21 protein-coding genes are annotated in these 25,820 nt (G+C 47.0%); 12 read left to right on the forward strand and 9 right to left on the reverse strand.

What is annotated here, in order from left to right; translation table 11 throughout:
* Positions 1-19: 19 nt before the first annotated feature.
* The 4 genes from V202x_RS09980 to accB all read right to left on the reverse strand — a co-directional run bounded on the left by V202x_RS09980 (position 20) and on the right by accB (position 5,240).
* The gene (locus tag V202x_RS09980; protein WP_145173784.1) at positions 20-1,633 is read right to left on the reverse strand and encodes a DUF1080 domain-containing protein; all 1,614 of its coding nucleotides are present in this window, start codon (positions 1,631-1,633) and stop codon (positions 20-22) included.
* Positions 1,634-2,029: 396 nt separating this feature from the next.
* Positions 2,030-3,064, reverse strand: a complete 1,035-nt coding sequence (locus V202x_RS09985) for a 6-phosphofructokinase (protein WP_145173788.1) — start codon at positions 3,062-3,064, stop codon at positions 2,030-2,032.
* A 225-nt stretch (positions 3,065-3,289) separates the two neighbouring features.
* A complete protein-coding gene (gene accC, locus V202x_RS09990; RefSeq protein ID WP_145173791.1) occupies positions 3,290-4,627 on the reverse strand; it encodes an acetyl-CoA carboxylase biotin carboxylase subunit in 1,338 nt (445 codons plus the stop codon).
* Positions 4,628-4,718: 91 nt separating this feature from the next.
* Entirely contained in the window at positions 4,719-5,240 is a 522-nt protein-coding gene (gene accB, locus V202x_RS09995; protein WP_145173794.1) for an acetyl-CoA carboxylase biotin carboxyl carrier protein, read from the reverse strand.
* A 706-nt stretch (positions 5,241-5,946) separates the two neighbouring features.
* Between accB and V202x_RS10000 the strand changes: the two genes are divergently transcribed.
* From V202x_RS10000 to V202x_RS10010, 3 genes are read left to right on the forward strand one after another with little or no spacing between them, the layout of a single operon-like run.
* Positions 5,947-6,693 (forward strand): GntR family transcriptional regulator, encoded by a 747-nt coding sequence (locus V202x_RS10000; protein ID WP_145173797.1) that lies wholly within the window; start codon positions 5,947-5,949, stop codon positions 6,691-6,693.
* Complete coding sequence (locus tag V202x_RS10005; protein ID WP_145173800.1) at positions 6,687-9,494, forward strand: PSD1 and planctomycete cytochrome C domain-containing protein; 2,808 nt, start codon at positions 6,687-6,689, stop codon at positions 9,492-9,494. Before V202x_RS10000 ends, V202x_RS10005 begins: the two co-directional genes overlap by 7 nt.
* A gap of 4 nt (positions 9,495-9,498) precedes the next feature.
* Positions 9,499-10,890 (forward strand): DUF1501 domain-containing protein, encoded by a 1,392-nt coding sequence (locus V202x_RS10010; protein WP_145173802.1) that lies wholly within the window; start codon positions 9,499-9,501, stop codon positions 10,888-10,890.
* 41 nt (positions 10,891-10,931) lie between these two features.
* On the opposite strand, the gene V202x_RS10015 is transcribed toward V202x_RS10010, so the two are convergent.
* Positions 10,932-11,426 (reverse strand): DUF6717 family protein, encoded by a 495-nt coding sequence (locus tag V202x_RS10015; protein WP_197993318.1) that lies wholly within the window; start codon positions 11,424-11,426, stop codon positions 10,932-10,934.
* 267 nt (positions 11,427-11,693) lie between these two features.
* On the opposite strand from V202x_RS10015, the gene V202x_RS10020 reads away from it, so the two are divergent.
* Positions 11,694-13,874 carry a sialate O-acetylesterase gene (locus V202x_RS10020; RefSeq protein ID WP_145173805.1) on the forward strand — a complete coding sequence of 727 codons (2,181 nt, stop codon included), beginning with the start codon at positions 11,694-11,696 and terminating at the stop codon, positions 13,872-13,874.
* 293 nt (positions 13,875-14,167) lie between these two features.
* On the opposite strand, the gene V202x_RS10025 is transcribed toward V202x_RS10020, so the two are convergent.
* Complete coding sequence (locus tag V202x_RS10025) at positions 14,168-14,839, reverse strand: hypothetical protein (RefSeq protein ID WP_145173809.1); 672 nt, start codon at positions 14,837-14,839, stop codon at positions 14,168-14,170.
* A gap of 198 nt (positions 14,840-15,037) precedes the next feature.
* Positions 15,038-16,498, reverse strand: a complete 1,461-nt coding sequence (locus tag V202x_RS10030; RefSeq protein WP_145173812.1) for a S8 family peptidase — start codon at positions 16,496-16,498, stop codon at positions 15,038-15,040.
* Positions 16,499-16,812: 314 nt separating this feature from the next.
* Here V202x_RS10030 and V202x_RS10035 point away from each other — a divergent pair, with 314 nt between their 5' ends.
* From V202x_RS10035 to V202x_RS10050, 4 genes are all read left to right on the forward strand, one after another.
* A complete protein-coding gene (locus tag V202x_RS10035; protein WP_145173815.1) occupies positions 16,813-17,418 on the forward strand; it encodes an ECF-type sigma factor in 606 nt (201 codons plus the stop codon).
* A complete protein-coding gene (locus tag V202x_RS10040; protein WP_197993319.1) occupies positions 17,418-19,757 on the forward strand; it encodes a bifunctional serine/threonine-protein kinase/formylglycine-generating enzyme family protein in 2,340 nt (779 codons plus the stop codon). The genes V202x_RS10035 and V202x_RS10040 overlap by 1 nt, the downstream gene beginning before the upstream one ends.
* 236 nt (positions 19,758-19,993) lie before the next feature.
* On the forward strand, positions 19,994-21,037 hold the full coding sequence (locus V202x_RS10045) for a carbon-nitrogen hydrolase family protein (protein ID WP_145173821.1): 1,044 nt from the start codon (positions 19,994-19,996) through the stop codon (positions 21,035-21,037).
* A 58-nt stretch (positions 21,038-21,095) separates the two neighbouring features.
* Complete coding sequence (locus tag V202x_RS10050; protein WP_197993320.1) at positions 21,096-22,364, forward strand: OB-fold protein; 1,269 nt, start codon at positions 21,096-21,098, stop codon at positions 22,362-22,364.
* 91 nt (positions 22,365-22,455) lie between these two features.
* Here the strand turns inward: V202x_RS10050 and V202x_RS10055 are convergent, their stop codons facing one another.
* A complete protein-coding gene (locus V202x_RS10055) occupies positions 22,456-22,689 on the reverse strand; it encodes a thioredoxin family protein (RefSeq protein ID WP_145173827.1) in 234 nt (77 codons plus the stop codon).
* Between the two features lie 143 nt (positions 22,690-22,832).
* On the opposite strand from V202x_RS10055, the gene V202x_RS10060 reads away from it, so the two are divergent.
* Both V202x_RS10060 and V202x_RS10065 read left to right on the forward strand, forming a co-directional pair.
* Positions 22,833-23,159, forward strand: coding sequence for a winged helix-turn-helix transcriptional regulator (locus V202x_RS10060; protein WP_145173830.1), 327 nt, complete (start codon positions 22,833-22,835; stop codon positions 23,157-23,159).
* 142 nt (positions 23,160-23,301) lie between these two features.
* A complete protein-coding gene (locus tag V202x_RS10065) occupies positions 23,302-23,790 on the forward strand; it encodes a hypothetical protein (protein ID WP_145173833.1) in 489 nt (162 codons plus the stop codon).
* A 79-nt stretch (positions 23,791-23,869) separates the two neighbouring features.
* On the opposite strand, the gene V202x_RS10070 is transcribed toward V202x_RS10065, so the two are convergent.
* The gene (locus tag V202x_RS10070; RefSeq protein WP_145173836.1) at positions 23,870-24,709 is read right to left on the reverse strand and encodes an SDR family NAD(P)-dependent oxidoreductase; all 840 of its coding nucleotides are present in this window, start codon (positions 24,707-24,709) and stop codon (positions 23,870-23,872) included.
* 127 nt (positions 24,710-24,836) lie between these two features.
* On the opposite strand from V202x_RS10070, the gene V202x_RS10075 reads away from it, so the two are divergent.
* Positions 24,837-25,175: a winged helix-turn-helix transcriptional regulator gene (locus tag V202x_RS10075; protein ID WP_145173839.1), complete on the forward strand. Its 339-nt coding sequence runs from the start codon at positions 24,837-24,839 to the stop codon at positions 25,173-25,175.
* Between the two features lie 183 nt (positions 25,176-25,358).
* Entirely contained in the window at positions 25,359-25,802 is a 444-nt protein-coding gene (locus tag V202x_RS10080) for a hypothetical protein (RefSeq protein WP_145173842.1), read from the forward strand.
* The last annotated feature ends 18 nt before the right edge of the window (positions 25,803-25,820 follow it).

Below are 25,820 nucleotides of genomic sequence, written 5' to 3' on the forward strand. Positions count from 1 at the left end.
CATTCTAATCGATTGACGCTTATTGATTCCACTCTGCCAACAATGCTTTGATACGGGCGGGATTGTGTTTATTCGATTTGGGATAGTCCTGGTTGGCTTCGAGATCCTCAATGGTTAATGGTTTTGATGTCACTCCTTGAGGCGGTACATCCACATTCGCAGACCAGGCAATGGCATTCAATACCAGCTTGCGAAAGTCATTATGTCCCCAGTTCCAGTGAAAGTGACCACCAGTGAAACCAAAGCCACGCCCGCCATTGGGGCGCTCATAAGCCCACGCCATATGTTGTGGCTGCCCCACGGTTTTACGCACTGCGGGATTCCCACTGTGAGCACCATCGGGACGGCTGAGTGTTGATTTGGGAGGCACCGCCGTCAAAATGGGTTGTACGTTTTTCATTTCAGGCTGAAAACGCATGTGATAATACCATTCATCGTTGATGGCAAACGGTTCGACTCCATTGGAGATCGGGTGATCGGGCAGGCTTTTGTAATCGGCGGTCCAATGGGGATTCACAGACCACCACGCTTCAAAATAACCACCGATCCACCGCAAAAACGCGTCGCCTGAATCTCCCTTGGGCACTTCAACACCGTAATGGATATTGACCATACCGACACCCTGCTCGGCCAGCTTGTTTAATTCTTCCAGATGCTGATTATAAGGATGACGTGTTCCCCCATCACAATAGATGACAATCGAGTCGGCTTCATGCAGCACCCTGGAATCCTGAGGCCAGCCCTCTGTCACCACAGTGGCTTCAATGCCCAGACCACTGTTATTCAATGCGTCCGCCAAAATGATGCAACCGGCTCGATGTTCGTGTGAACCATAGCCATGGCTCTTTTTACCGGCGATCAGAACTACTTTTTTTTTAGCGCCTTCGGTCGAAGAGGTTTCGCTTGCTTTCGGGAGTTCTTTTAATTGAATGTCGCGAAACTGCACTACCATCGGAGGTCCCTGATGAAGTTGTAGTGCGATAATTCCATCGGCACGTCGCTTTTCCACATCATTGTCAGTAACATCAACGGTTGTTACGCCATTGATTTTATGAACGAAGTGATTCCCGCGAGCGATAATATGATAGTCGTTCCAATCTTCCTTTTTGATTTTTTTCTGTATCTCATTTGTATCACCAACTGAACCAACCACCTTGGGTTTGTGATTCTTGCCGATGACAGTTTTCTCTCCGCGTAAGCCTAAAATTCCACGAAATCTTTCACCATATAAAATGCCTGAATATTTATCGCCGGCTTCGAAGTCAGCCTGGTAACCACCCACACGCCATTTGTCGGCACCAGGAACCGAGAAACTACGGTATTGGATTCCTGAATTGCCATCGATGATTTTATATTGCAGCTTCAACTCAAAATCGGCGGGCTTTCCTCCTTGCCAGATAATAAACGTATTGCCTTTGGTAGGATTTTCTTTAGTGGTTCTGCCCGTGATAGCACCATCTTCTACCGACCAGAAACGAGGATCACCGTCCCAGTTTTTGAGTGTCTTACCATCAAAAATTGGCTTAAACCCTTTGTCACCTGCTTCTGTTGTTTGAAAAGTTAAAAAGAAACTGAGACAGAACAGAGACAAAAAAAATGAGGTTTGAATGTGGAGCAAGCGCGGTGATGTCATTAGTCCCTCCGGGAAGAAAATTGAAATCATTGAGAACCGTGGGATCTCAATTTGGTAGGCGAAAGCAATTATGCAGGTATGTGTCAGTCTTACTATCTTAAACAGGGTCAGGGATGATTATCCAGCGTGAAAACCGAGAATGCCCAATAGATAACATTGTTTAGTAATTCATTCTGCGGATGCGGGAATGACAGTTCAACCTTTGTTGTTCAGAGCACTCTGAATATGACATAAAAAAAGGCGCTGTTTCCAGCGCCGGGTGCTTTGTCAAGCTTGAAATTGAGGGCTGGGAGTGTTGGTTACGTGCTCCGTTGTCGCACTCCCGTGATCTCCATCACCCCAAAATTCAAAAATGACACTCCATTAGTTTCTTTGATTTGTATCGAACCGAAACGATTATTGCAGGAAGACTTCTGCTTCTTCGAGGAAATTCGGTTCCAGAGCGCGCATTTCGCCGACTGCGTCTGCCAGTGCAACGGGCACAACCTGAGTCCCGCGCAAAGCAACCATGTAACCGAAATGATGCTTCAATGCCAGCCAGCCCGCGTGCACACCACAGCGTGTTCCAAGCACACGGTCATAGGCACTGGGTGAACCACCACGTTGCAGGTGTCCCAGTGTCACATGACGGGTTTCGAAACCGGTCCGTTCTTCGATCAGCTTGGCAACGGTTTCGCCAATGCCTCCCAGTTTCACATGACCGAAATCATCGACTTCACCATCCTGTGTGGTGACACCTTCTTCGGCACTAAACTGTGCACCTTCACTGACAATCACGATGCCATACATTTTTCCGTTGGCACGACGTCTTTTCAAAACTTCAATCATACGGTCCATGTCGATTTCGACTTCCGGGACCAGAGTATAGTCAGCGGCTGTTGCCAAGCCAGAGAACAGAGCGATCCAGCCGGCATGGCGTCCCATAGTTTCTACCACCATGACACGTCGATGTGATTCTGCAGTTGTACGCAAACGGTCAACTGCTTCCATCACAATATTGATCGAAGTATCAAAACCGAACGTCACATCGGTTGAACTGAGGTCGTTATCGATGGTCTTTGGACAGCCAATCACGGGCAGTTTGTGTTCACTCCAAAGCTTGCTGGCGACGCCCAACGTGTCATCGCCCCCGATGGCAATCAGACAATCGAGCCCCAGGTTCTCAAAAGTCGCTCTCACTTTGGGAACATCAACTTCCGCATTTTTGTAAGGATTGGTGCGGGAGGACCCCAGAATCGTTCCCCCTTTGAAGATGATGTCATCTGTATTTTCTGAAGTGAGTTCGATGTAGTTTCCTTCAATGGCACCCCGCCAGCCTTCCAGTAAGCCGTACACTTCGCCACCTGCATTGCAGATTACGCGTACCGCGCCACGGATCACGGGATTCAATCCGGGACAGTCTCCGCCACCTGTTAAAATACCTACTTTCATTAGTCTACCTGTACCTGTTTCGTTAAAAAGTAAAGCCGCTTCTTAAGGGAATGGCTTATAAAATGTACCTTACAACACAACATTGAAATGAGCGAACTTTCGCCTTTGGAACCAATTTGTTTTGCCGGCAGGGGGCTCGATTCAGACCCGCGAACGTCAGATCTTGAGAGCCTGTTACAATACAAAACGATTGGTTTTTATATCGCTTTCATCATTCGACATTTTTTACCAGGTACGTTCGATAAACGTAGTATCGACTTTACCTTCAATAAAGGCCGAGTGATTAAAGATTTTTTTCGCCAGGGGGATCGTCGTTTTGATTCCTTCAATGACGAACTCATCCAGACAACGCCTCATACACGCTAAAGACTCTTCGCGAGTCGGTCGATGTACAATGAGTTTTCCAACCAGAGAATCATAATAAGGGCCGACAGTGTACCCCTCATAAATATGTGAGTCAAACCGGACACCTGGCCCAGCCGGCACTCGCAGCTTTGTAATTTTTCCGGGTGACCCGCGAAAATCATTATCAGGATCTTCTGCATTAATACGCAATTCAATGGCCGAACCATTACACGAAATGTTCTTCTGTTTGAGATCGAGTTTTTCACCGGCGGCAACACGAATCTGCTGTTGAATTAAGTCGACACCAGAAATCAATTCACTGACTGGATGCTCAACCTGAATCCGGGCATTGACTTCAATAAAATAAAACTGATTATCAGGACCAACGAGAAACTCAACAGTACCCGCATTGGTATATCCGGCTGACTCAATCAAACGACAGGCAGCTTTACAAATGTCTTCACGCACCGAATGCGGTAAGTTGGGAGCGGGGCTCTCTTCTACCAGCTTTTGGTGACGCCGTTGTAAACTGCAATCACGCTCCCAGATGTGGACGACATTCCCATGGTTGTCCGCCATAATCTGCACTTCGACGTGCCTGGGATTCTCGATATATTTTTCGATGTAAACGCCGCCATTTTTGAAAGCCGCTTCTGCTTCAGCTGCCGCTGCTTTCAAGCCCGCTTTCAAAGAAATATCATTGCGGGCTACCCGCATCCCTTTACCACCACCGCCAGCAGTCGCCTTGATCAACACCGGATAACCGATTTCCTTTGCGACTTGAAGCGCTTCGGATTCATCGGTCACCAGCCCTTCCGTTCCCGGCGATAAATGCACGTTGGCCGCTTTTGCAATTTCCCGGGCAGAAACTTTATCTCCCAGCTTCGCCATGGCTTCATGAGGCGGGCCAATAAATTCAATGTTGCAACTACGACAGACTTCAGCAAAGTGCGCATTCTCTGCTAAAAAACCATATCCGGGATGAATTGCCTGAACGTTACCAATTTCAGCGGCACTGATAATTCGATTAATCATCAGATAACTGTCTGTTGCGGCAGGAGGGCCTATGCAAATCGCTTCATCCGCAAGGGAAAGATAGTGGGCATCCCGATCTGCTTCACTAAAAACCGCGACAGTCTCAATACCCATCTCGCGACAGGCACGAATGACCCTGAGTGCGATCTCTCCTCGGTTGGCTACCAGTATTCTTTGAAACATGTTTTATGACTTGGTAAAAGGACTCTACTTCTGATTTTCGATGTGTCATCATTTTTGACAACGACATTACAACCATTTGATAAAACAGGCATCAGCCTTGAGAGACTCGGAATAGAGGCTGGCCGAATTCGACGGCTTCCCCATCCTTCACCAAAATCTCAGTAATGGTCCCATTCATCTCTGCTGGAATTTGATTAAACACTTTCATCGCTTCCACAATACAGACAATCGTCTCTGCATTTACCTTTGATCCAATGCTTACAAAAGCGGGATCATCGGGAGTAGGCGATGCATAGAATGTTCCCACGGTCGGACTCTTAATCACAGGTCCTGATTCAGCAGAAGGAGTTGCTTCCTGTGGCTGAGGTTGGGCCTGCGGAGCTGATGGAGCAGCCGGTGCGGGCGCCGCAATTGGTTGTTGAGGAATCTGATGTTGCATTGCTGCGGCAGGAACCATTGAAATTGTCTCCTGCGGACCGCGACGTAGTTTCCAGTTTTCATCGCCACGCTTCAGATTGACTTCAGTCAGCCCATGTTTTTCCATCATTTCAAACAGAGATTGAAGTTTTTCCAGATCGAAAGGCTCGCCTTTCGGGACCTCGTTTTTTGCCATTGCCCTACCTTATTTCATATTCTCAAGCTGCGTTTGCAATGCCTGTTACCCTGCTGTTACCTCAACACAAACTATCGTCAACTTAGTGCTTCAGTTTCAAATTCAGGGTGTCTAATATTTAGGTTACGAAAGAGTTCGAACACACAAATTGCGCGCACGCTCTACCCGTTTGACTTACTTAGTGAGAGATTCTAAGCCAATTCCCACTCGAAAACCAAGTGAAACAGGGGAGTTTCTCCAATAAAATCAAGCACAACAGGCACTTAGTCCTTATTTACGAATTGCGTTACCGCGCTCTATAGCTGTTGCCTATAAAGACCCCTTAAAACAAGCAACCTGACCCGTTTCATGTCAAACAGTAAGAGGAAATCATAGGAGAATCACTGCTATCATAATCCAAATAATCATTAAAGAATGACCTGTTCGATTTCGTCTTGATCGTACCAGTCTATTCGAAGGGACAAGCAGATACTCTCGAGGCTTTAAAAGAGTTCTCTCAGCTCAGAACAAAAAATCGAGCCAACTTCATCCCTTTCTGCCAAGCAAAATTACTTTTTTGATCATAACTTAGTTAACTCCTTGGAAATGAATCATTCTTAACCACTACCAGGCACAGTAATCGTATGGGACTCTTAAATCATAACATAAACAAACAATTATTTGTTTATTAGTTGACGGTCGACCGTCGACTATTTAATCTAAAAATATGCTAAATCAACAATCCCCCCCATCAAATACCGAAATCCCCCTTCGCAAGATCCAAAAACAGTTGATTAGCGACGATGTCGAAAAGCAACTGCGAGAGGCGATCTTGTCAGGCACATTAGCGCCAGGAGCGGCATTGGCTGAGGCACAAGTGGCAACACAACTTGGCGTCAGCCGTGCCTCTGTGCGTAAGGCAAAATTCCAATTAGCAGGTGAAGGGCTGCTTGAATTCGACGACCGAGGTACGGCCATTGTTCGGAAGCTGACCCTGGCCGATGCGCATGAAATTCTCGAATTTCGACAAGCACTCGAATTGGCTGCAATCAGATTGGCTTGTCTGCGTCTCACAGAAGAAGCCGTTGCCGCCATTGAAGAGAACATTCGTCAAACCGAGCAAGAGAGCGACTTATTAAAACTGACACATCTCGACATTGCCTTTCATGAAGAGATCATCCGGGCTGCTTGCAATTCCCGTTTGATGGCAGCCTGGCATACACTACGCCCGCAATTGGAGCTATGGCTCGCAGGCATGCATCGTCGACACAGCGCCATCACTGCGCAGACATCTGAAGTAACGACCGATGGTCACCGACTGCTGCTTGCTGCTTTACAATCTAGTGACCCTGACCATGCGGAACAGGTGATGCGCCAGCATACCAGCGGGCTGCAAGCATACTTTTCACTAGACTCGGAAACGGAAGATGAATTCATCCAGACAGACGCTGAGAAAGAAGGGTTGCCATGCTGAATCAACGCAGACTGTCATTCACTGTACTCATCAGCTCTTTAACACTGGTCCTCTTCTTTCAGACATGCATCTGTTTTGCTACAGAGGTGCGGTTCAATGAACACATTCGCCCCATTTTGGCCGAATACTGTTTGCACTGTCATGGACCAGATGCCGGTGATCGTCAAGCTGATTTGCGACTGGATAGGGAATCAGCCGCAAAGGAGTCCGCGATCGTCCCAGAGAAGCCTCATGAAAGTGAACTGTTCCAGCGTATAATCTCAAAGGACCCCGACCTGCGTATGCCACCGACTGAGACAGGCAAATCGTTGAGTGCTGCGCAGATCAAACTTGTGGAACAATGGATTCAGGAAGGGGCTCCCTTCCAGGATCACTGGGCGTTTGAGCCCATTAAAAAGCCAAAACTTCCGCAAGCCGACAACAGAACGATCACAGACATTGATCGTTTCATTCTGGTGCGGTTGAAAGCTCAGGGACTGGAATTGTCCCCCCCCATCAACCGACGGCAACTGATTCGCCGCGCCACGTTTGACCTCATAGGACTTCCACCAACATGGGACGAAGTGACAGCCTTCGTGAATGACAAGTCTCCACAGGCGTTTGAAAAAGTTATCGACCGGCTGCTTGACTCTCCCCAATATGGTGAACGATGGGGTCGACACTGGCTCGATATTGCACGATATGCTGATACATACGGCGGAAGCGCCATTGGATTTAAGAAGTTCCCCTTTTCCTATACTTATCGTGACTATGTGATTCGTGCGTTGAACGCAGACATTCCCTATAACCGCTTTGTGACAGAGCAGCTTGCCGCTGACCAGTTAGGCCTGAAAGAAAATGATCCGGCTTTGGCAGCACTCGGGTTTCTGACAGTGGGCATGCAGTTCCGGAACCCGCATGACACAATTGATGATCAGATCGACGTTGTGACACGCGGGCTGCTGGGTCTGACGGTTGCCTGCGCGCGATGTCATGACCACAAATACGATTCGATTCCCACAGACGATTATTATTCGCTCTATGCCACATTGGGCAGCAGTCGTTTGCCACAAAGGCAGCCGATCATTGGTCAGGCACCCGATACGAAAGCATATCGTGGTTACCAAGCTGCACTGTCTCAACGTCAGGAACAGCATGATGATATGGTTCGCGAGCAAAGTACCATTATGCGCGGCCGACTACGAATGCAGGTCGGTCTCTATCTTCGTGAGCTCGCAAAACAAACTCCCGAGCAAGACTTATCGGCGGTTTTTCTCTCATACCGTACCGATGACCTGCGACCACTTGTGTTGAATCGCTGGCGAAACTACCTGGAAAAACTGGCCGAAAATGATCCTGTGTTTGGGCCATGGCATCGGTTATCGCGTCTTGATTCAAAAAACTTCCGTGATCAATGCTTGGCATTGATTGAGTCACTTTCTAAAGAGAATGGGGATCCGGCTAAACAACCGGCCATGCAGAAACTCACTGCGAACGCCCCCCGCTGGAATCCGCGCGTGTTAGATTCTGTTACCAGACAGAAACCAGAGTCTCTGCTCGAAGTTGCCGACGTGTATGGCAAACTCTTCGCTGAGGTACATCAGCAATGGTTAAAAGTATTAACAGGAACTTCGCTTGAAGCAAGCACTGGTGCTAAAGTTGTTCCCGATGAAGATCCTCGTCACCTCACTGCGAACAGTCCGGTCAACCGACAACTAAGAAAACACTTATACGCACCAAATACTCCAACAGCAATGACAGATGAAATTGCAATGACTCTTCTCAATCGACCAATTCGAGACAACGTGAGAGGACGCAAAGGCGCCATTGATAACCTGCATCTGACATCTCCCGGTTCACCGCCGCGAGCAATGACACTCCGTGAGAAAAAACTCACTGACGAGTTTTATGTATTTCGCAGGGGAAATCCTATCGATCGGGGAAATCCGGTTCAGGCACGATTCCTGAGTGCATTATCGGCACCGAATTCTAATCCATTTCTCCCAGGGAAGCAGAGACTCGGACTGGCCCAATCGATAGTAGATCCGGCTAATCCGTTAACGCGACGCGTAATCGTGAATTGGGTCTGGCAACATCATTTTGGCCGTGGCCTCGTACGCACACCCGATGACTTTGGCACGCGCGGTCAGCAACCTACGCACCCTCAACTACTGGATTATCTGGCGACAAAATTTCTGGAAGAGGGCTGGTCAATAAAAAAACTACATCGACAGATCATGCTGACTGCCGTATATCAACAAGCGGCCATTGAAAATAGTGAAGCCCGCATCAAAGACCCCGAAAACAAACTACTCTGGAGAATGCCTCGACGCAGGCTTGAGATGGAAGCCATGCGGGATTCAATGTTACTGGTATCTGGCGAACTCGATACCCAAAGAGGTGGCCGCCCCTTCAACTTGCTCTCCAAACCAGTGGTTCCGCGTCGCAGTGTCTACGCATTCGTAAACCGCGATATTGTATCCAGCATGGCGAGCACCTTCGACGGAGCGAATCCTAATGCGTGTACTGCCAAGCGTCCGGAAACGAACGTTCCTCAGCAAACATTGTTCGCACTGAATTCCAGTTTTATTCAAGACCGTGCTGTGGCGCTCGCCTCTCTAAAGGAAATCGTATCCACAAAAACTGACGAGAAACGAGTACGATTACTCTATCAGCGCACTTACTCCCGATCCCCGGAACCGCAGGAAGTAGAACTCGCACTCAATTACATTCGATCTCAAAAAGAAAAGTCAAAAACCAACCCGTGGCAAAGACTGGCACATGTTTTGCTCGCTGCCAACGAATTTGTTTTCGTGGATTAATCCTATGTACGATCAACAACACTTTTCCCGTCGTCAATTTTTGCAACGTAGCGGAATGGGAATCGGCTCTTTGGCACTGGCTCATCTCCTCGGTCGAGATAGTCTTGCTGCTGGTTCAGCACCGCATTTTGTCGGTAAAGCCAAACATGTAATTCATGTTTTTCTCAATGGCGGCATGTCGCAAGTTGACACACTGGACCCGAAACCGGAACTGACAAAGCGTGGCGGACAGATGCTGCCTTTTGACAATCTGCAAACCGAACGAAAAACTGGTGTTGCCCTGCCTTCCCCGTTTCAATTTAAACAGCATGGAAAAAGTGGGATTCCCATCAGCGAGATCTTCCCTCATCTATCGAAATGCGTAGATGAAATGGCTGTGATTAGATCGATGCACGTTGAACTGCCTAATCATGAGATGTCTCTCATGCTGATGAATACGGGCGACCAACGTCTGGTACGTCCGAGCTTCGGCTCGTGGCTGACCTGGGGCATGGGTTCGGAGAATCAGAATTTACCGGGATTCATCGCGCTCTGTCCCGGAGGGCTTCCCGTCGGTGGTGCCGGTAACTGGCGTTCGGCATTTCTGCCTGGCGTTTATCAAGGCACTTATGTCGATACTTCGAAAACCGATCCAAAGCAACTGATTGAATACGTGCACAACGATCGTCTTACGCCACAAGAACAGAAATCTCAATTCGACTTATTACAAAAAATGAACGATCGTCATCTCGCGAATCGTCCCAATGAAGTGGCGCTGGAAGCCCGTATTCGGTCTTTTGAACTCGCATATCGCATGCAAATTGAAGCGACAGACGCCTTTGATGTCCAGCAGGAACCCAAACACGTTCTTGAGCTCTATGGAGAGGGCCCACAGAATCGCCAATTGCTGATGGCGCGACGACTAATTGAACGTGGCGTGCGCTTCGTACAAACCTGGCACGGCAACATGCAACCGTGGGACAGTCACTCGAATATCAATGCCAGCCATCGCAAAGTGGCCGGCGAATGCGATCAAGGTCTGGCTGCCTTAATTATCGACCTTAAACAACGAGGACTCCTCGACGAAACACTCATTCTCTGTACGGGAGAATTTGGTCGAACCCCCTCGGTGGAAATGGGTACGAATGGTTCTGGGGCAGCACAAGGCCGCGACCATAATCACTGGGGCTTTTCTCTGTGGCTTGCCGGTGGTGGCATCAAAGGAGGTACGATCTACGGTGCCACTGATGACTTTGGATTCCGCGCTGTCGAAAACCCGGTCTCTGCACACGATCTGCACGCCACGATGCTGCACCTGCTTGGTATCGATCATGAACGTTTGACTTATCGATTTGCGGGCCGTGACTTCCGACTGACCGACGTGCATGGTAAGGTCATTGACAAAATCATTGCGTAATTGTCTTGTTTTCTAACCAAAGCAGTAAACCAAGAAAACAGTCAGCTTTTCGACTCTGCTTTAACGTAGAGTTCTTTCGGTGCGGTGGAATAGTACTTGAACATCGCCGGGCAGATCCACCCTTCCATAGGATCATCTTCGAACCGATAATAGTTCCCGCCAGAATCTCCACGTAACCAGACTAATTTTTTCTGATAGCCGGGAAACGCTTTCGCGGAAAATAAAAGTCGAAAACCATCATCGGCACTCGGAATATCTTTGACAATTACATCAATCATTTCTGGGACACCGGCCACAAACGGTTCACGTGCCAGGCCAACGGAAGCGTCATCAAACACCCATGTTCCCTGATACCGATAGGGTGCGATCACCATGATTGCGTTTTCCCGCGCACCAGGTTTTGATGAGGAAAGTAAGTCATACTTCCATACAATACTGAGTCCCAGTAATACCAGGATCAGTAGGATCGGAATGAGGCGTTTCCAGCGAAAGCGTGGTTGAGTTGTGTTGTCCTGGGGTGACGCTTCACTATTCATATTTATCACTCCCATTTAAGAAATTTAAGCATCGTTAACATGCGATTTAATCATGCTGATGCTTCCATATTAATCGATTTTGTAGAACGGACAAGTTTTTTATTTGACTGCTCGTTTTATGTCACAAAAAAAATTTACGGTTACTTCTTGTTTCTCTTGCGTAGTGCAAGGTACTTGTGAATCATGGTGCTATAGGATCGTGATCATTCCTTTTTAGTTGCCTGTTGTTGCCCAATCTCAAAATCCTCTAAACCAAAAGAGAACACCATGAAATTGAAACGAGTCTCCCTGCTCGCTGTTACCTGCTTGACCCTGTTCTGCATCACAACGATGAGCCAGGCGGAAGTCCGTCTGCCACATATTTTTGGCAATCACATGGTCTTGCAACGCGATCAACCCATTCCTGTCTGGGGTTGGGCTGATCCGGGTGAAATGGTTACAGTGGAACTGGGTGGTTCTATCAGTTCCGCAATCGCCGATGACAAAGGGAAGTGGATGGTCAAACTCCCCACACAGAAAGTCGGTGATCCGGTCACCTTAAATGTCAAAGGAATGAATACGATCACGCTTTCCGATGTGCTGATTGGTGAAGTGTGGCTTTGCTCGGGTCAGTCGAATATGGAATGGACGGTCTCCAGATCGAATGACTTCGAAAAAGAAAAAGCAACAGCCAAATATGGAAAAATTCGTCACATCAAAATTCCCAAACGTCCCAACGGCTTCCCTCAAAATGATGTTGAAGCCGAATGGACCGTTTGTTCGCCAGATACGGTGGGCAACTACACCGCAGTGGGCTATTTCTTTGGTCGCAAGTTACACAAAGATCTTGATGTCCCCATTGGACTGATCAACTCTTCCTGGGGTGGGACGCGAATCGAACCCTGGACACCCCCCTGCGGTTTTGCGGCTGTGCCCAACCTCAGCGACATCCTGAAACAGGTACAATTGACGGACCCGGCCAACGCCTCGTATCAATCAACGCTAAGTACTTATCTTCAAGGTCTCGAAAAATGGCTGGCACAAGCAAACACGGCACTCAAAGATAAGACGCCATTAACCCCTCCTCCTAAGTATCCCACCGCCATTCAGCCACTGACTAGTCCCGGCTCCCCAACCACACTTTATAACGGCATGATTCATCCCCTGGTTCCCTTCGCAATGCGAGGCGCTATCTGGTATCAGGGGGAATCGAACCATCGCGAGGGAATGCTTTACTACGATAAAATGAAAGCATTGATCGGTGGTTGGCGCGAAGTCTGGAATCAGGGCGAATTCCCTTTCCTCTATGTTCAAATTGCACCGTTTCAATATGGAAGCGAATCGCCCAGCATCCTCCCTGTCTTCTGGGAGGCGCAAAATAAAGCACTTGAGATTCCGAACACAGGTCAAGCGGTCATTCATGACATCGGTAACCTGCAGGATATCCATCCCAAAAACAAACAGGATGTCGGGAAACGCCTTGCGTTGATCGCGCTCGCCAAGACGTATGGCCACAAAGACGTGGTCCATTCAGGACCGGTATTTAAGTCGTTGAAGAAAGAAGGTGCGAAACTACGTGTGACCTTCGATCATGTGGGTAGCGGACTTGAGTCTCGCGATAATAAACCGCTTAGTTTGTTCGAGATCATTGGTGAAAACACCGACTTCGTCCCGGCCAAAGCGGTCATTGACGGCGACTCCGTCGTTCTTTCCTCACCCAAAGTCAAAAAAGCAGCTGCAATGCGATTCGCCTGGCACAAACTGGCTGAACCCAACTTAGCGAACAAGGAAGGTTTGCCGGCTGTTCCGTTCCGTGCAGGCAAGGTGCCGGAGCGCGATTGGTTATCTCTCAAGGTCGATGAAGCAAAGGAGTACAAACTGCTTTACGACCTCGATTTGAAAAACCTAGGTCAGCAGATCAAGTACACTCATGATGCAAGCCAGGACTTCAAGAGTCCGTTCGACAGGATTGCCTACTTTCTGGAGCTGCAAAAAATCGGCAAGGAGACGCAGTACGTCTATGTCTCAATGGATGCCTTCACCGATGATGTTACCAAAATTGGTATCCCCACTTTCAGCAGCAAAGCAAATTTTCAAACAAAGGTGGACAACTTAAATATTATCTCCAATGTAAGCGGCATCAAGACAGGCACTGGTTTGACAGGCGGCAACATTGAATTCTGGCCTAACAACTATGGCCCCAACAATTCGATGAGCATTCCCAACGCCAGTTCCCGCCTCTGGGACTTCGGCGATGAAACAGGCCCACCCGTTAATGGCTATGGTTGTATGCAGGTCCACAATTATGAAGCAAAGCAAACGATCTTCGCCATTAATCAATGGAAAAGAGGCCCCAATGCAGACATCGGCATCGGCAACAGTACCGGCAGAACACGCGACTGGACCTTCACCTCAAACGCATCGCAGTATGACGTAAAACGACTACGCGTTTTGGTACGGACCAAATAAACGTACGCTATCACCACTTCAGGGTTAAGATTTCTACAACGCCCCTATTTTGGAGCAGGGGCTTTACAGAGTTTGGGCTTCATCTCGCACTGGCAGCGATCGCACCAACCTCATTGATGACACCAATAACATGATTTAGTGTTCGATGACTTTAGTATTGCACTAACAGATACCGAAGCAATCGAACTGAACCGTTTTCCCGTACGTTTTACGAACTATTTAAGCAATAGATCTATTTCGCCTGCGCGTCATCTCGGTCAGTTGAAACCATATTCGATTATCACTCATACGCTTTAGTTGTCTAGTCCACCATTAGGGGGTAAAGATTTCTTATTTTTGTGGAATAGTACAATACTGGTTGCCTGACAGATCCAACGCGTTCCTTTTTCAAGAGATTGCCTGGATGTCAAGCTACCTTTCACCAGAACTCGTTTCTGGTTGAACAGGGACATTTGTTTTGCAAGTTTTATGTTGCTGCCCGGATCAACTTCCCAGAAAATTCCATTTGCTTTTATCAGCACACCCGTTGTTTCACCACCAATGGCAACGACTCCTGTTTGCAAAATTCCCAAAACCTCAACTTTGTTTTTTTTCGAATCAAACTGATTCGAAGTCTTCTTGAGAGAAATGAGAGTGCATTGCCATGTTTCTGGGACTTGAACTGTTTTATTGTCTTTTTGATTGGAGGAATCCGATGAATGACCTTTGTGTTTGTTGTGAGGATGTTGTGAAGATTTTAATTCCACCACAACCTGAACCGGCATTTTTTCGAATTGAGTGATGAGCATCTTTAATTTGGTAGATTGAACCCGTAGCGGCCAGTCAAGTCCATTCGACTTGAAAACGTAAAGCTGGTTTTTCTTAGAAATCTGTCCTACCATTTCAATCCTGATATAATTTTGCTTTTCAGTAATATCCTGACAATGAAATGAGACGATTGCCCCACATAAGATGAATAAATTCATTCTTCGGAACTCCTGAAGAAAGATTCTGCCCTTAACTTTTAGGTGTAGATAACAATTATTCAAATCTGACATTTTCAGACGGCGGACGATGTTGGTCTCACAGTACTTTTATTAACAGTTGAAAGACGGAGAGCATTTACTCAGATAAAAAATATTCTTTTCGATACTTGTCCGTCATATCAACTATATGATGATTCGCTACCGACACAAATGGTGCCCGTGATTCTGATGGTAACAATCGTAGTCATGGCAGTGGTAGTGCTTGTGACAATTCCAGTGATAGTGTTGATGACATGAGCAATGGCAAGGCGGACAGAGAAAACTAATATCCAGAGTCCCCTCTGTCAGACATTTGCCTTTTAAAGAGTCAAGTGGACGCGCATTACACATCAGTTTTTTCTTGATGACTTTCCAGGATGAACAGCGATAATCAGGGTGACACCACAGTAACGCAGCAGCTCCAGCAACATGAGGAGTTGCCATCGAAGTTCCACTTAGTCGGCCATATCTGTTCCCTGGTAATGTACTCAGAATAGAACTACCGGGAGCAGCGATATCGACTGAATATTTACCGTAGTTGCTGAAATATGACAATCTATCCCAGCGATTAATCGAAGCAACTGAAATGATGTTTGGGTGCAAGTAAGAAGAAGGAAAATGTCGAAACCGATCGGTGTTGAGTCCCCAGTTACCTGCGGCTGCTACAAATAGCAAATGTGCTTTTTCAACTCTGGTGATTTCATCTGCCATTGCTTGATAATAGCCGCCGCCTCCCCAACTGTTGTTTAAAACCCAAGCTCCATTTTCTCGCGCATAAGCGATGGCTTTAATTGCATCGGAAAGAAAACCTGACCCATTCTTATTTAGAAATTTCACTGCCATGATCTGGGCACACCAATTGACACCAACAACACCTTTGCCGTTGTTACCAACGGCCCCGATAGTCCCTGCTACATGAGTCCCATGGTCATTGTCATCCATTGGATCACCGTCATTATTAACGAAGTCATATCCGTGCACATCGTCAATAAATCCATTATTGTCATTGTCGATTCCATCGCCGGGAATTTCACCGGTATTGGTCCAAATATTTTTGGCGAGATCTTCGTGCTTGTAATCGACTCCTGTATCAATGACAGCAACAATGACATTTGAATTTTGAACACAGCACCATGCTTGTGGTGCGTGGATATTTTTCATACCCCAGAGCTGGTCCATTTTAGGATCGTTGGGCTTACACTGATAAGGTTTGTGATAAGGGTGATGAGCTCCCTGTTTAGATTGCGCTGCCTGTTTTTCTGCGTCAGGAGGATCTAGAGAAATAATCGCGTTCGGTTCTACATAACGAATCGAAGGAGTGCTAACAAGATTTGCAATCGATTCACGCTTCATCTCTGCTGGACGCTTACAGACGAAAAAATTCCCATCAGTATAGTCTTCAATTATTTCCCAGTTTTGGGGAATCGCTGCACGAGCCTGTTCCGCCCTACCCGGTTGATAACCACATAAAACTTGCTCTTCTTTTTTATAAAGATTGTAAAATTTGTCGACTTTAGTTTGTGTCTCAAGGTTTTCTTGAGCATAAGTCGGTGTAGATCCCAAAGGAGTACACATTAATGCTGCTACAGCAAACAAGGTACAGATACGAGTAAACTTCATTAGTAAACCTCCTGGAACAGAACAATACTCAGAGTAAAAAAAGTCAAAGTCTTATCTCTTTGGAAATGGTTGCATTCACCACTTATCAGGTGAACCGCAATTGAAGCTGCTTCTGAATCACAAACTTGAGGGAAAACAGTTCAATTTCTTTTTTTCAAAAGTTCTTCCAATAGACGGCTCCTAAAGCTCGTAGAAAACCTCGTGTCATTTCGTGATAAAGCTGGAAATTGCCTTCAAAACTCGGGTAGGATAGGAGACTTGCGAGTGTAAGTTGCTTCAATGATTTAACTTCAATTGACATCAGACGGGCCATCATGATGGAAGAACAGGAATCCTTATCTGTCACAGCTTGGATCAAAGCTTTGAAAAAAGGGGAGGCTGATGCCGCTCAGAAACTCTGGAAGCGGTACTTTACCAAGCTCGTAGATCAAGCCGAGGCGCGGATTCGAAATTGCCCACCAGGGAGCCTTGAAGCGGAAGACATTGCGGTTTCTGTCTTTGAAAGTCTCTGGCGTGGTGCCCAGGAAGGTCGCTTCCAGAATTTGCATGATCGAAGCGCACTGTGGTGGCTTTTTTTAGCACTCACAAAACAAAAAGTTGCCAGTCATATTCGTAGAGAAACCGCCCTCAAACGAGGTGGCAACAGTACTCCAAAGTCGATAAATAATGATGAGGACTCTGGTTACACTTTTGAACAATTAATCTCTGAAGAGCCGACTCCTGAGTATCTGGCGATTCTTCAGGAAGAATACGAACATTTATTATCCATATTACGTGATGATCGATTACGCGAAATTGCGGTTCTTAGATTAGAAGGATATACAAGTCAGGAAATCAGCGAACAGTTGGAGATTTCTATTCCGACTGTCACGCGAAAATTGCGGCTGATCCGCGCTGCATGGTCGAAAGAGTTGGCGTAATGAATTCTCCCGATTCAGGCTGGCCACCAGATGAGGATTCGTTTACAGCAAATCAGATTGATTTGATTTGTGATGAGTTTGAGTCTGCCTGGAAATCAGAGGGCCATCCGAAAATCGCTGATTATTTATCTCGGATGGAAGAACAGTCCCGCTCAGCGCTGCTTGTTGAGTTGGTGCGGCTCGATTGTGCTTACCGGTTAAACCAGGGAGAAACACCCTCTGCGGAGGAATACGTTTCGTTATTCCCCGATTACTCCGATGTGCTATTAACACACGTGAATGATTTTTCTTCTATAGGAAAGGACTTTGCAGAAGTCCCCTCGAAAATCGGCGATATCGAATTACTCGAACGAGTGGGGTTCGGTGCTTTTGGTACGGTCTGGAAAGCCTGGGATCTGGAACTGAAACGCCAGGTCGCCGTGAAACTGCCTTCCAACAGATTGGAGGGGAAACAGCAGATTGAACTGTTTCTCCACGAAGCACAGGCGGCTGCGAAGCTACATCATCCGAATATTGTTCCCGTCTATAGTTCCGGGCAAATTGAGGGTCGCGGCTATATTGTTTTCAAGTTTATTAAAGGAGAGACTCTACGCGTACTTTTAAACAAACAGACTCCGACCTTCGAACAAGCAGCCCAAATCTGCCTGGCATTAGCAGAGGGACTGGAACACGCCCATCAACAAGGAGTCGTTCATCGCGACCTCAAACCAAGCAATATTCTGATTGATGAAGCGGGCCAACCACATATTACCGATTTTGGATTGGCGAAGCGCATCGACATCACCGCCAGCCTGGCTCATTCCGGCACCGTCCTCGGAACTTTGGCTTATATGAGCCCCGAACAGGCTAGAGGAAAATCTTCTGAAATCGAAGGGCATTCTGATATCTACTCGCTGGGTGCCATTCTTTACCGCATCTTGACAAGGCAGATCCCCTTTGAGGGAGAACCACATGAAGTCCTGCAGCAAATTCTGAATAAGGAACCGGTTGCTCCCCGAAAGATTGAAGCATCCATTCCCCACGATCTGGAGACCATCTGTCTCAAAGCCATTTCCAAACAAAAACGAGATCGCTATCAAACCGCGAGTGAGATGGCCGCGGATTTGAAACGCTTTCTCGATAATGAACCGATTCAGTCGCGGCGTGTTTCTGTGTTAGGACGACTCTGGCGAAAAATCAAACAGAGACCACTAGTTGCTGCTTTAGCTAGTTGCATTCTGTTTCTTTTAACACCCTCCGTTTTACAACTTATTTCTCCAGAGCCTGTTTTAGCAAAGCTTCCTCTTGTGACCATAAATACTAAACCTGAAGGTGCTAAGGTTGCTTTTATACCTCTTAGTAAAAAAACGGGGCAGCCTCTGCCCGAACAAATCATTCATGCAAAGATGACCTCACCTGTAATGCTGCCGCTAGAACCTGGTGATTATCTAGTAGTTGCTTATCTTGACCAAAATCGCTTTCAAGAGGTATACCGACACGTCCCTGAATCAAGTAAGAAATGGCTTCCAGGACTTAGAAAATATAACCACCTTTATTATGAGAGAGATAGAATAGACCCAAACCGTATAAGACTTATTGAAATTGAAATACCTAATAAAACTGTTGACAGTGGAATGGCATGGGCTGGAATGGCATTTCTCAAAGGAAATGATCGATTTCCAGTAGGTAATCTCACTGACAAACACTTCCATTATCGAAAGATACCTGATTTTTGGATTGATACGGCTGAGTTGACTGAAAAGGACTATCTTTATCTTTCAGACACAAAGCCTCTCCATCCGATTCGTAAAAGTAACGACCCACAAATGCCTGCTGTTCTAACTTTTGATATGGCGGTTCATCTCGCTGAAAAGGCGGGAAAGCGATTACTTTCGGAATATGAATTTGAATATGCGGCTACTTATAGGAGAGCTAAAGAATTCCCATGGGATATCAACCTGACTGATCAGGAGCAAGCTAGCCTAAAAATGTTTCATCCAGTGGGTCAACCAAGCGTTGATCAGCTCTCAACGACACCCCCTGTTTTTGGCCTCTGTTCCAACGTAGCGGAATGGACTATCAGCCAAGTACCCGGCTCTCCTAAATCTTTTCCCTATCCGTATCAAACTTTTCAATCGATTAATAATGTAGTTAAAGTTTTTGAACTACCTCATGGTATTGTTCGAGGTGGAAGTTATGAGGTAATTAAAGGTGAATTTGGTATCACCAAAGAATTGCGAGATCCTCGTAAACGAACTTTCATTTCTCGCATAAAATCATATTCAGGTTTGGGGGTTCGATTTGCCAGAAGTCATAAACCAAGGCTCAAACCAAAAGATTTTATTCAGATTGTTGAGTAGAGTCATTCTATATTATTGAATCTCTTCTGACTTATTGATTATTGTAGACCTTAAAGGTCTAAAGGATTCAGTTAACCCATACAATTTCTACATTCAGTTGAACCTTTCAGAACTCCATGCGTTTGTATATTCTTGATTATGTCTGGTTATGTCTTACTGAAACTTGCGAGATCTCGGATGTAGAATTTGCGGGTGCAACATAAACTATCGCTGTAGCGGCGTGTGGAGGACTCTCGATGGGTGATCATTATCCGACGGTGCGTTTGGCTGCAGCGCAGGCTTCACCGGTTTTCTTAGACCGTGAGCGGTCCACTGAGAAGGCCGTGGCCCTCATTGCCGAGGCAGCTCAACAGAAGGCGCAACTCATTGCATTCGGCGAGGCCTGGTTACCTGGCTATCCATGGTGGATCTATCTGGGATCACCCATGTATTCAGCCCCATTTACACAGCAGCTCTATGCCAACGCAGTGAAGATTCCGAGCAACACGATCACGCAATTGTGCGACGCTGCCCGCGAGAATCAGATTTACGTCGTGATGGGTCTGACCGAACTCTCCGGCGGGAGTCTCTACCTGGCCCAGATCACCATTGCACCGTCGGGAGAATTGATCGGCCACCGCAGAAAGCTGAAGCCGACGCATGCGGAGCGTACCATCTGGGGAGAGGGTGATGGCAGCGATCTGTTCGTCTTGCCCACGGACCTGGGCCAGGTTGGCTCGCTGAATTGCTGGGAGCACTTGCAGCCACTCACTCGGTACGCGATGAACTGCTTCAACGAGCAAATCCACATCGCCGCCTGGCCCGCCTTCTGTCTTTATACAGGAAGCTTGTACTCGTTTAGCGGCGAAGCCAGCGTTGCTATCTCGCGCAGCTACGCATTGGAAACGCAGACGTTTGTGATTCATGTGGGCGGGCTATGTGATCAGGCGACGCTCGACCTGCTCGCCGACGACGATGAGAAACGCAGGCTGCTGCGCGTCGGCGGAGGGATCTCTCAGGTGATCGATCCCAACGGAGAAACGATTGTAGGTCCGCTGGGTGATAACGAAGAGGGAATCCTCATCGCCGATTGCGAAATGTCGAAAATTCCTGCCGCCAAGATGGCAAACGACCCGGCCGGCCATTACGCGCGTGCCGATGTCACGCAGCTACTGCTGAACCGAGGCCCCCGCCGACCGGTGGTTTTCAAGGACCCAGAATTTCAATCGCTCGCCCCGGATAGATTGCATGGCAACATTGCTGACGATGATGACTCTGCCGAGGTCCAACAAAGTAATTAAAGGGGTCAGACCCCATACCGTTTTGACTAATAATGTACTATTGAAAAAGGATGCTCTGATGCCTACTCTGCTGCAAAAAAGTCTCTGCGGCTTTGCATTTCCCGTGTTGATAGTTCTAGCTGGCTGCAGCTCTGAAAAGAATGCTGATTCCTCAAGCAGTGAGTCGAAGCAGGAAACTGTCATTACGAAAACAGCGAGTTCAAAATCGGTGACCTCTGATGCGGTATCGCAGGCGAAGTCGCGTGAAACAGCCTCCCAGGCCCCGGAATTTACACTCACTGCTGCCGACTTTTCCCAGGAATACCAGACCGACAAAGAAACAACAACGAAAAAATATGCGGGTAAGCAAATTCGCCTCACGGGTAAAGTGAACTCATTTCACCGCGCGTTTACGGGAGGAGGTCTGATGTTTTTAGATGGCCTCTCCAGTGGATCAAATTCAAAGCGGGTCAAGTTGGACATGCACGAACTGGAGCGCAATCCCTGGACTCGGGCAGTGATTGGCCAGCAGGTCATCGTCCAGGGGATCTTCCCGAAATATTTTTCGTTCGGTCCTGAATTACAAGAGTGTCGGATCATTGAGGTCACCGGTGAGATGAAACCAGATTACATTTCTGCGGAGCAACTGTCAAAAGCACTGTCAACGAAACCTCAACAGGTAGATGAAAAGCACGAAGGTAAACTGATCTATCTGTTGGGGACCATCAAAGACCTCGATCTGGAAAACAGTCGCATCGAATTGGGAACGGACCAAAAAACCTCAGCCTTACTCCGGTCAGAATTCACAAATGATTTCGCACATCTCAAGCCGGGACAGAAAATCAAAGTTCTGGGAGAATATGTCACCGACCGTTCAGACGATGAGCTACCTGAGTTGAAAGAGGTTATGCTCATTACCCCCCAGTGGCCTGACGGGGATCTGTCACCGACCAAGATGTATGGCAGAGTTCCTCATTTTTCCCCCGACCGTCTGGTTGAAGCCTATCGATCTAATCCACGCCAGTTCATCTACCGTTATCGAAATCTGGGAAAACCCCGTAAGGAAAAGTTAACTCTTGCAGACCTCTATTCGGAATCAACGAACGAGCTTCAAATTGAAGGTGTGATCGAGAAAGCAGTCAAAGAAGAGGGAGGCTGGTCCGTTTACTTTAAGAATTCCTACAAGCACGAGATCATCTGTGGTTTCCTACTTCCAACTAATAAAGAAGTGGAAGTCTTCAAACCCGGCTACAAGGTTATCATCCGGGGAGGACTGACACAACTACTCGATTCCGGTCCCGATGATGCCATTCTTTTGATGGTCTGTCAGGTGATCCCCCAATGGTAATTGATTAAAGGGGGCAGGAATCGATTTTCTGTCCCTGCCCCCTTTTTGTCCTCTTCGGTACCGAGCTACATTTTCTGACCGGTATTAATCACTATTTCAGTGCATTAAGATCAGCACCAAAATTTATATGGAACGGAATCCCGTCAAGGACAAGAGCGGGTACAGACTTAACTCCTGCCTTTTCTGCACTGCTGATTTGGTCTTTGTTCTCTCCAAGATGAACAACCTCAACAGTGTACCTGGATTGATCAATGGCGTCCGCTACTTTTTGCTCGGCTTCGACACAAACAGGACATCCGGCGTGGTAGAATAATGCAGTACTCATTGTAATGTTCCTTTTCTCATGATAAATTTTATTCCAGTGGACCACCCAACTGGAACACTGGCAAGATATGGTTCCTTGCAGGCGATGAAAAGCAGGCACTTTTTGGTGGGGTAGGCACAAAATGGTGTAAATTGCAGGTTATCATGAGTAAAAAAATTCTCAAAAAATCTAGAGAGTCTTATGAGCGGCTTGAGCAGGTGATCGGCTGCAAATGGTCTGTTTCCGTCTTAGAAGCAATTCGGATGGGCATCAATCGACCTGGAGCACTGGAAAGAAGTATTGAAGGAATTTCCGCAAAAATTCTTTCAGAACGACTTCGTAAATTGACTGCCTATGGTTTGTTGGACAAACATGCTTTTGCTGAAGTTCCTCCAAGAACTGAATATGTTCTCACCAAAACAGGTGAATCGCTTGTTGAAATCATTTCAAGGATTCAGGAACTAGACAAGGAAATTCACGAAGCGCAATAAGAATCGTAAGGACAGTAAAGGGGTCAGCCCATCCTGTTTCCGAATGCTGTTGAACATTTCAAAACACAAAGCCCTTGTGTATTATTGATTATATCCGGTAAAAACTCATGGAAGCGATAAGAGTTTTGTGAGCAAAAATAGTATGAGCCGAACCCGATATACTCTGTTAACCTGCCTGGCGATGGCCTTGTTTGGCTTCATACTCGTAGGCTGGAGAATTTTTTCTCCTCAATCTCCTGTCAAGTTGAATCTTCCGATTCAAATTATCAACCAGTCTGACGTTGCGATTGAACAGATTGAACTTATTGGAGTGCAAGGAAATACGACTTGCGAGTTTGAGGATATCGGATCTGATTCCTCTCGACAGACGTCCGCCCCCTTAGATTTTATGTATCAAGATCAGCAGATTATTGTCAGTGATTCAACGGGAATCATTTCGAAAGGCAAATACACGGCACCTGATGTGAATGACTCAGCAAGCATTGAGTACCTGGCAAAGGATGATGAAGGAAACATATTAGTCCAATCAAGTTCGACCATACCAAGTCAGGTTCACCCCAAAGGATTCATCATCAAGATCACCGATGATTTTAAGGTACACGTCAAATCCGAATGGCAAGTCAATTGGTGAACCGCCTACTCTAGACTTTTTGTCAACGATTATTTTAACGCGATTCGCGTTGCCGTAGCTCTTAAGGCTATGGTGTGTGCTAAGTGACATCATCAGCAATTGGCTCCGATTTCGTTTTCGTATTGGCAATCGTGCTGGCCATGCCATGCATCACATGGCCCATGATCTTTACTTTTGCCCACCTCGGCAAACCGGTCATGATATAGACCAGAAGTTTTGAAAGAAAACCAGGCAATACGGTGTGCCGCCGACCAAGTTTCCTAAGCGTGTTGATGGCCACTGATTCCGCAGTCATTGCCATTCCCATTTTCATTTTCGCGCGATCGGCAAACCCGCTTGAGGTGGGGCCGGGAGCGGTAGTCAAGACATCGATTCCGTGCGGGCTTAATTCAACGCTTAACGCTTCCCCCAAATTTTGAATGTATGCCTTCGTTGCCGAATAGTGTGCCGCGTTTGGTGTCCCTTGAAATCCAACAATTGAGCTGAACAGGATGATGCCGCTCTTAGTGCGCTCTTGAAATCGGATCGCGAAATGATGAACCTGTTTCAAGACTGCCAGACAGTTGACGTCAGCCATGTTCAATTCTTCGTCTAGGTGAGACTCGATAAACTTCCCCGAAGTCCCAAAACCCGCGGCGGCAACAAACAGCCCCACTTCCAAGTCTTGTGTTTGTGCTATGAGGCGCTGAAACGATTCCGGATCGGATAGATCGGTGGCGATAAAACGAACCTCGATCTTAAATTCATTCTCGAGGTCACGACACATCTTCGACAGGATCGACTCTTGTCGGGCAACAAGCACAAGATTCAGACCTGCTTCAGCCAGGCAGACTGCCATGGCTCGTCCAATTCCCGACGAGGCACCTGTGATAACAGCCCATGGTCCGTAAACGTGTAGCGAATTGTTTCTTGAAGACATGGCAACTCCCCCCCAATATGACTCGACTTGACACTTGCAATTTGCAAGTATTAATAGTTGCATTATGCAAGTATACAGATTATAGTCAATAGAGCTTCAGAGAATTTTTCGAGACAAAGGGGAAATCATGAAAGAGAAAAGGTCTTGCTGTCCCGTTGCCTGTTCGCTTGACCTGATTGGTGACAAGTGGACGCTGCTGATTGTTCGAGACCTCTTGTTAGGACGATCACATTTCAAGGAATTCGTGAGTTCTCCGGAAAAAATTGCCACCAATATTTTGACGGATCGGCTCACCAAGCTTGTCAAACATGGCCTCGCCGAAAAATTTCCTTCGCCGTCAGTTTCAGGAAAGGACGCGTATCGGCTCACAAAAAAAGGCAAGTCACTGCGGCCCGTCATAGAAGCGATCGCGAATTGGGGTTTAAAAAATCTAGAAGGTACGGAAATGCGATTAACGGAGAAGTGAGCTTCTATGCGCAAATAAAGGTGTCTGACACTTTTATTATCCCGATTATTTTTTAAATCATGCGGAATAAATCGGCTTGAGAAGCACTCTTAATAATAGTGACTTACTTACAGGCAATTTCGTGTCATTCGTAGTTGAAACATCAAGTCAGTCCCAACAGCACCTACCGGGAGGAAGAATTCCATGTCCCGCATCTCCTGCATTGTAATGATAGTGACACTTCTGCTGTTAACAGGTTGTCCAACCGGTGGTATAGCCATTCCAATGGGTCCAAAAATCGATCTTCCTGACTCACGCTACTATCTCCATCTATATGGCTCCACTTCCGAAGGTGAATACTTCTACGGACTCTTTGCGGATAATCCATTTCAGAGATATGAAACTCGCACACTCGGTCCTCTAAACATCGACGTCACAACAAATCCCACAGTTAAAGAAGAGGCTGATGAAGTCTACCGCATCACTTGGGGCAGCAAGCTCGATGCCCCCTTCACCGTCATCGACGTCAAACATCGAAAATACGTGGAAGATTCCAACCCGGACAACAAACGCAATCAGCCATTCGAACCTTACCACTTTGAAAATCCTAACTGCCAGAAACCAGCCGGCTATAACAACAACCAATGAAACCAGCTGAAAAGGGGT

It is taken from the genome of Gimesia aquarii, assembly GCF_007748175.1.
GTDB classification, from domain to species: Bacteria; Planctomycetota; Planctomycetia; order Planctomycetales; family Planctomycetaceae; genus Gimesia; species Gimesia aquarii_A.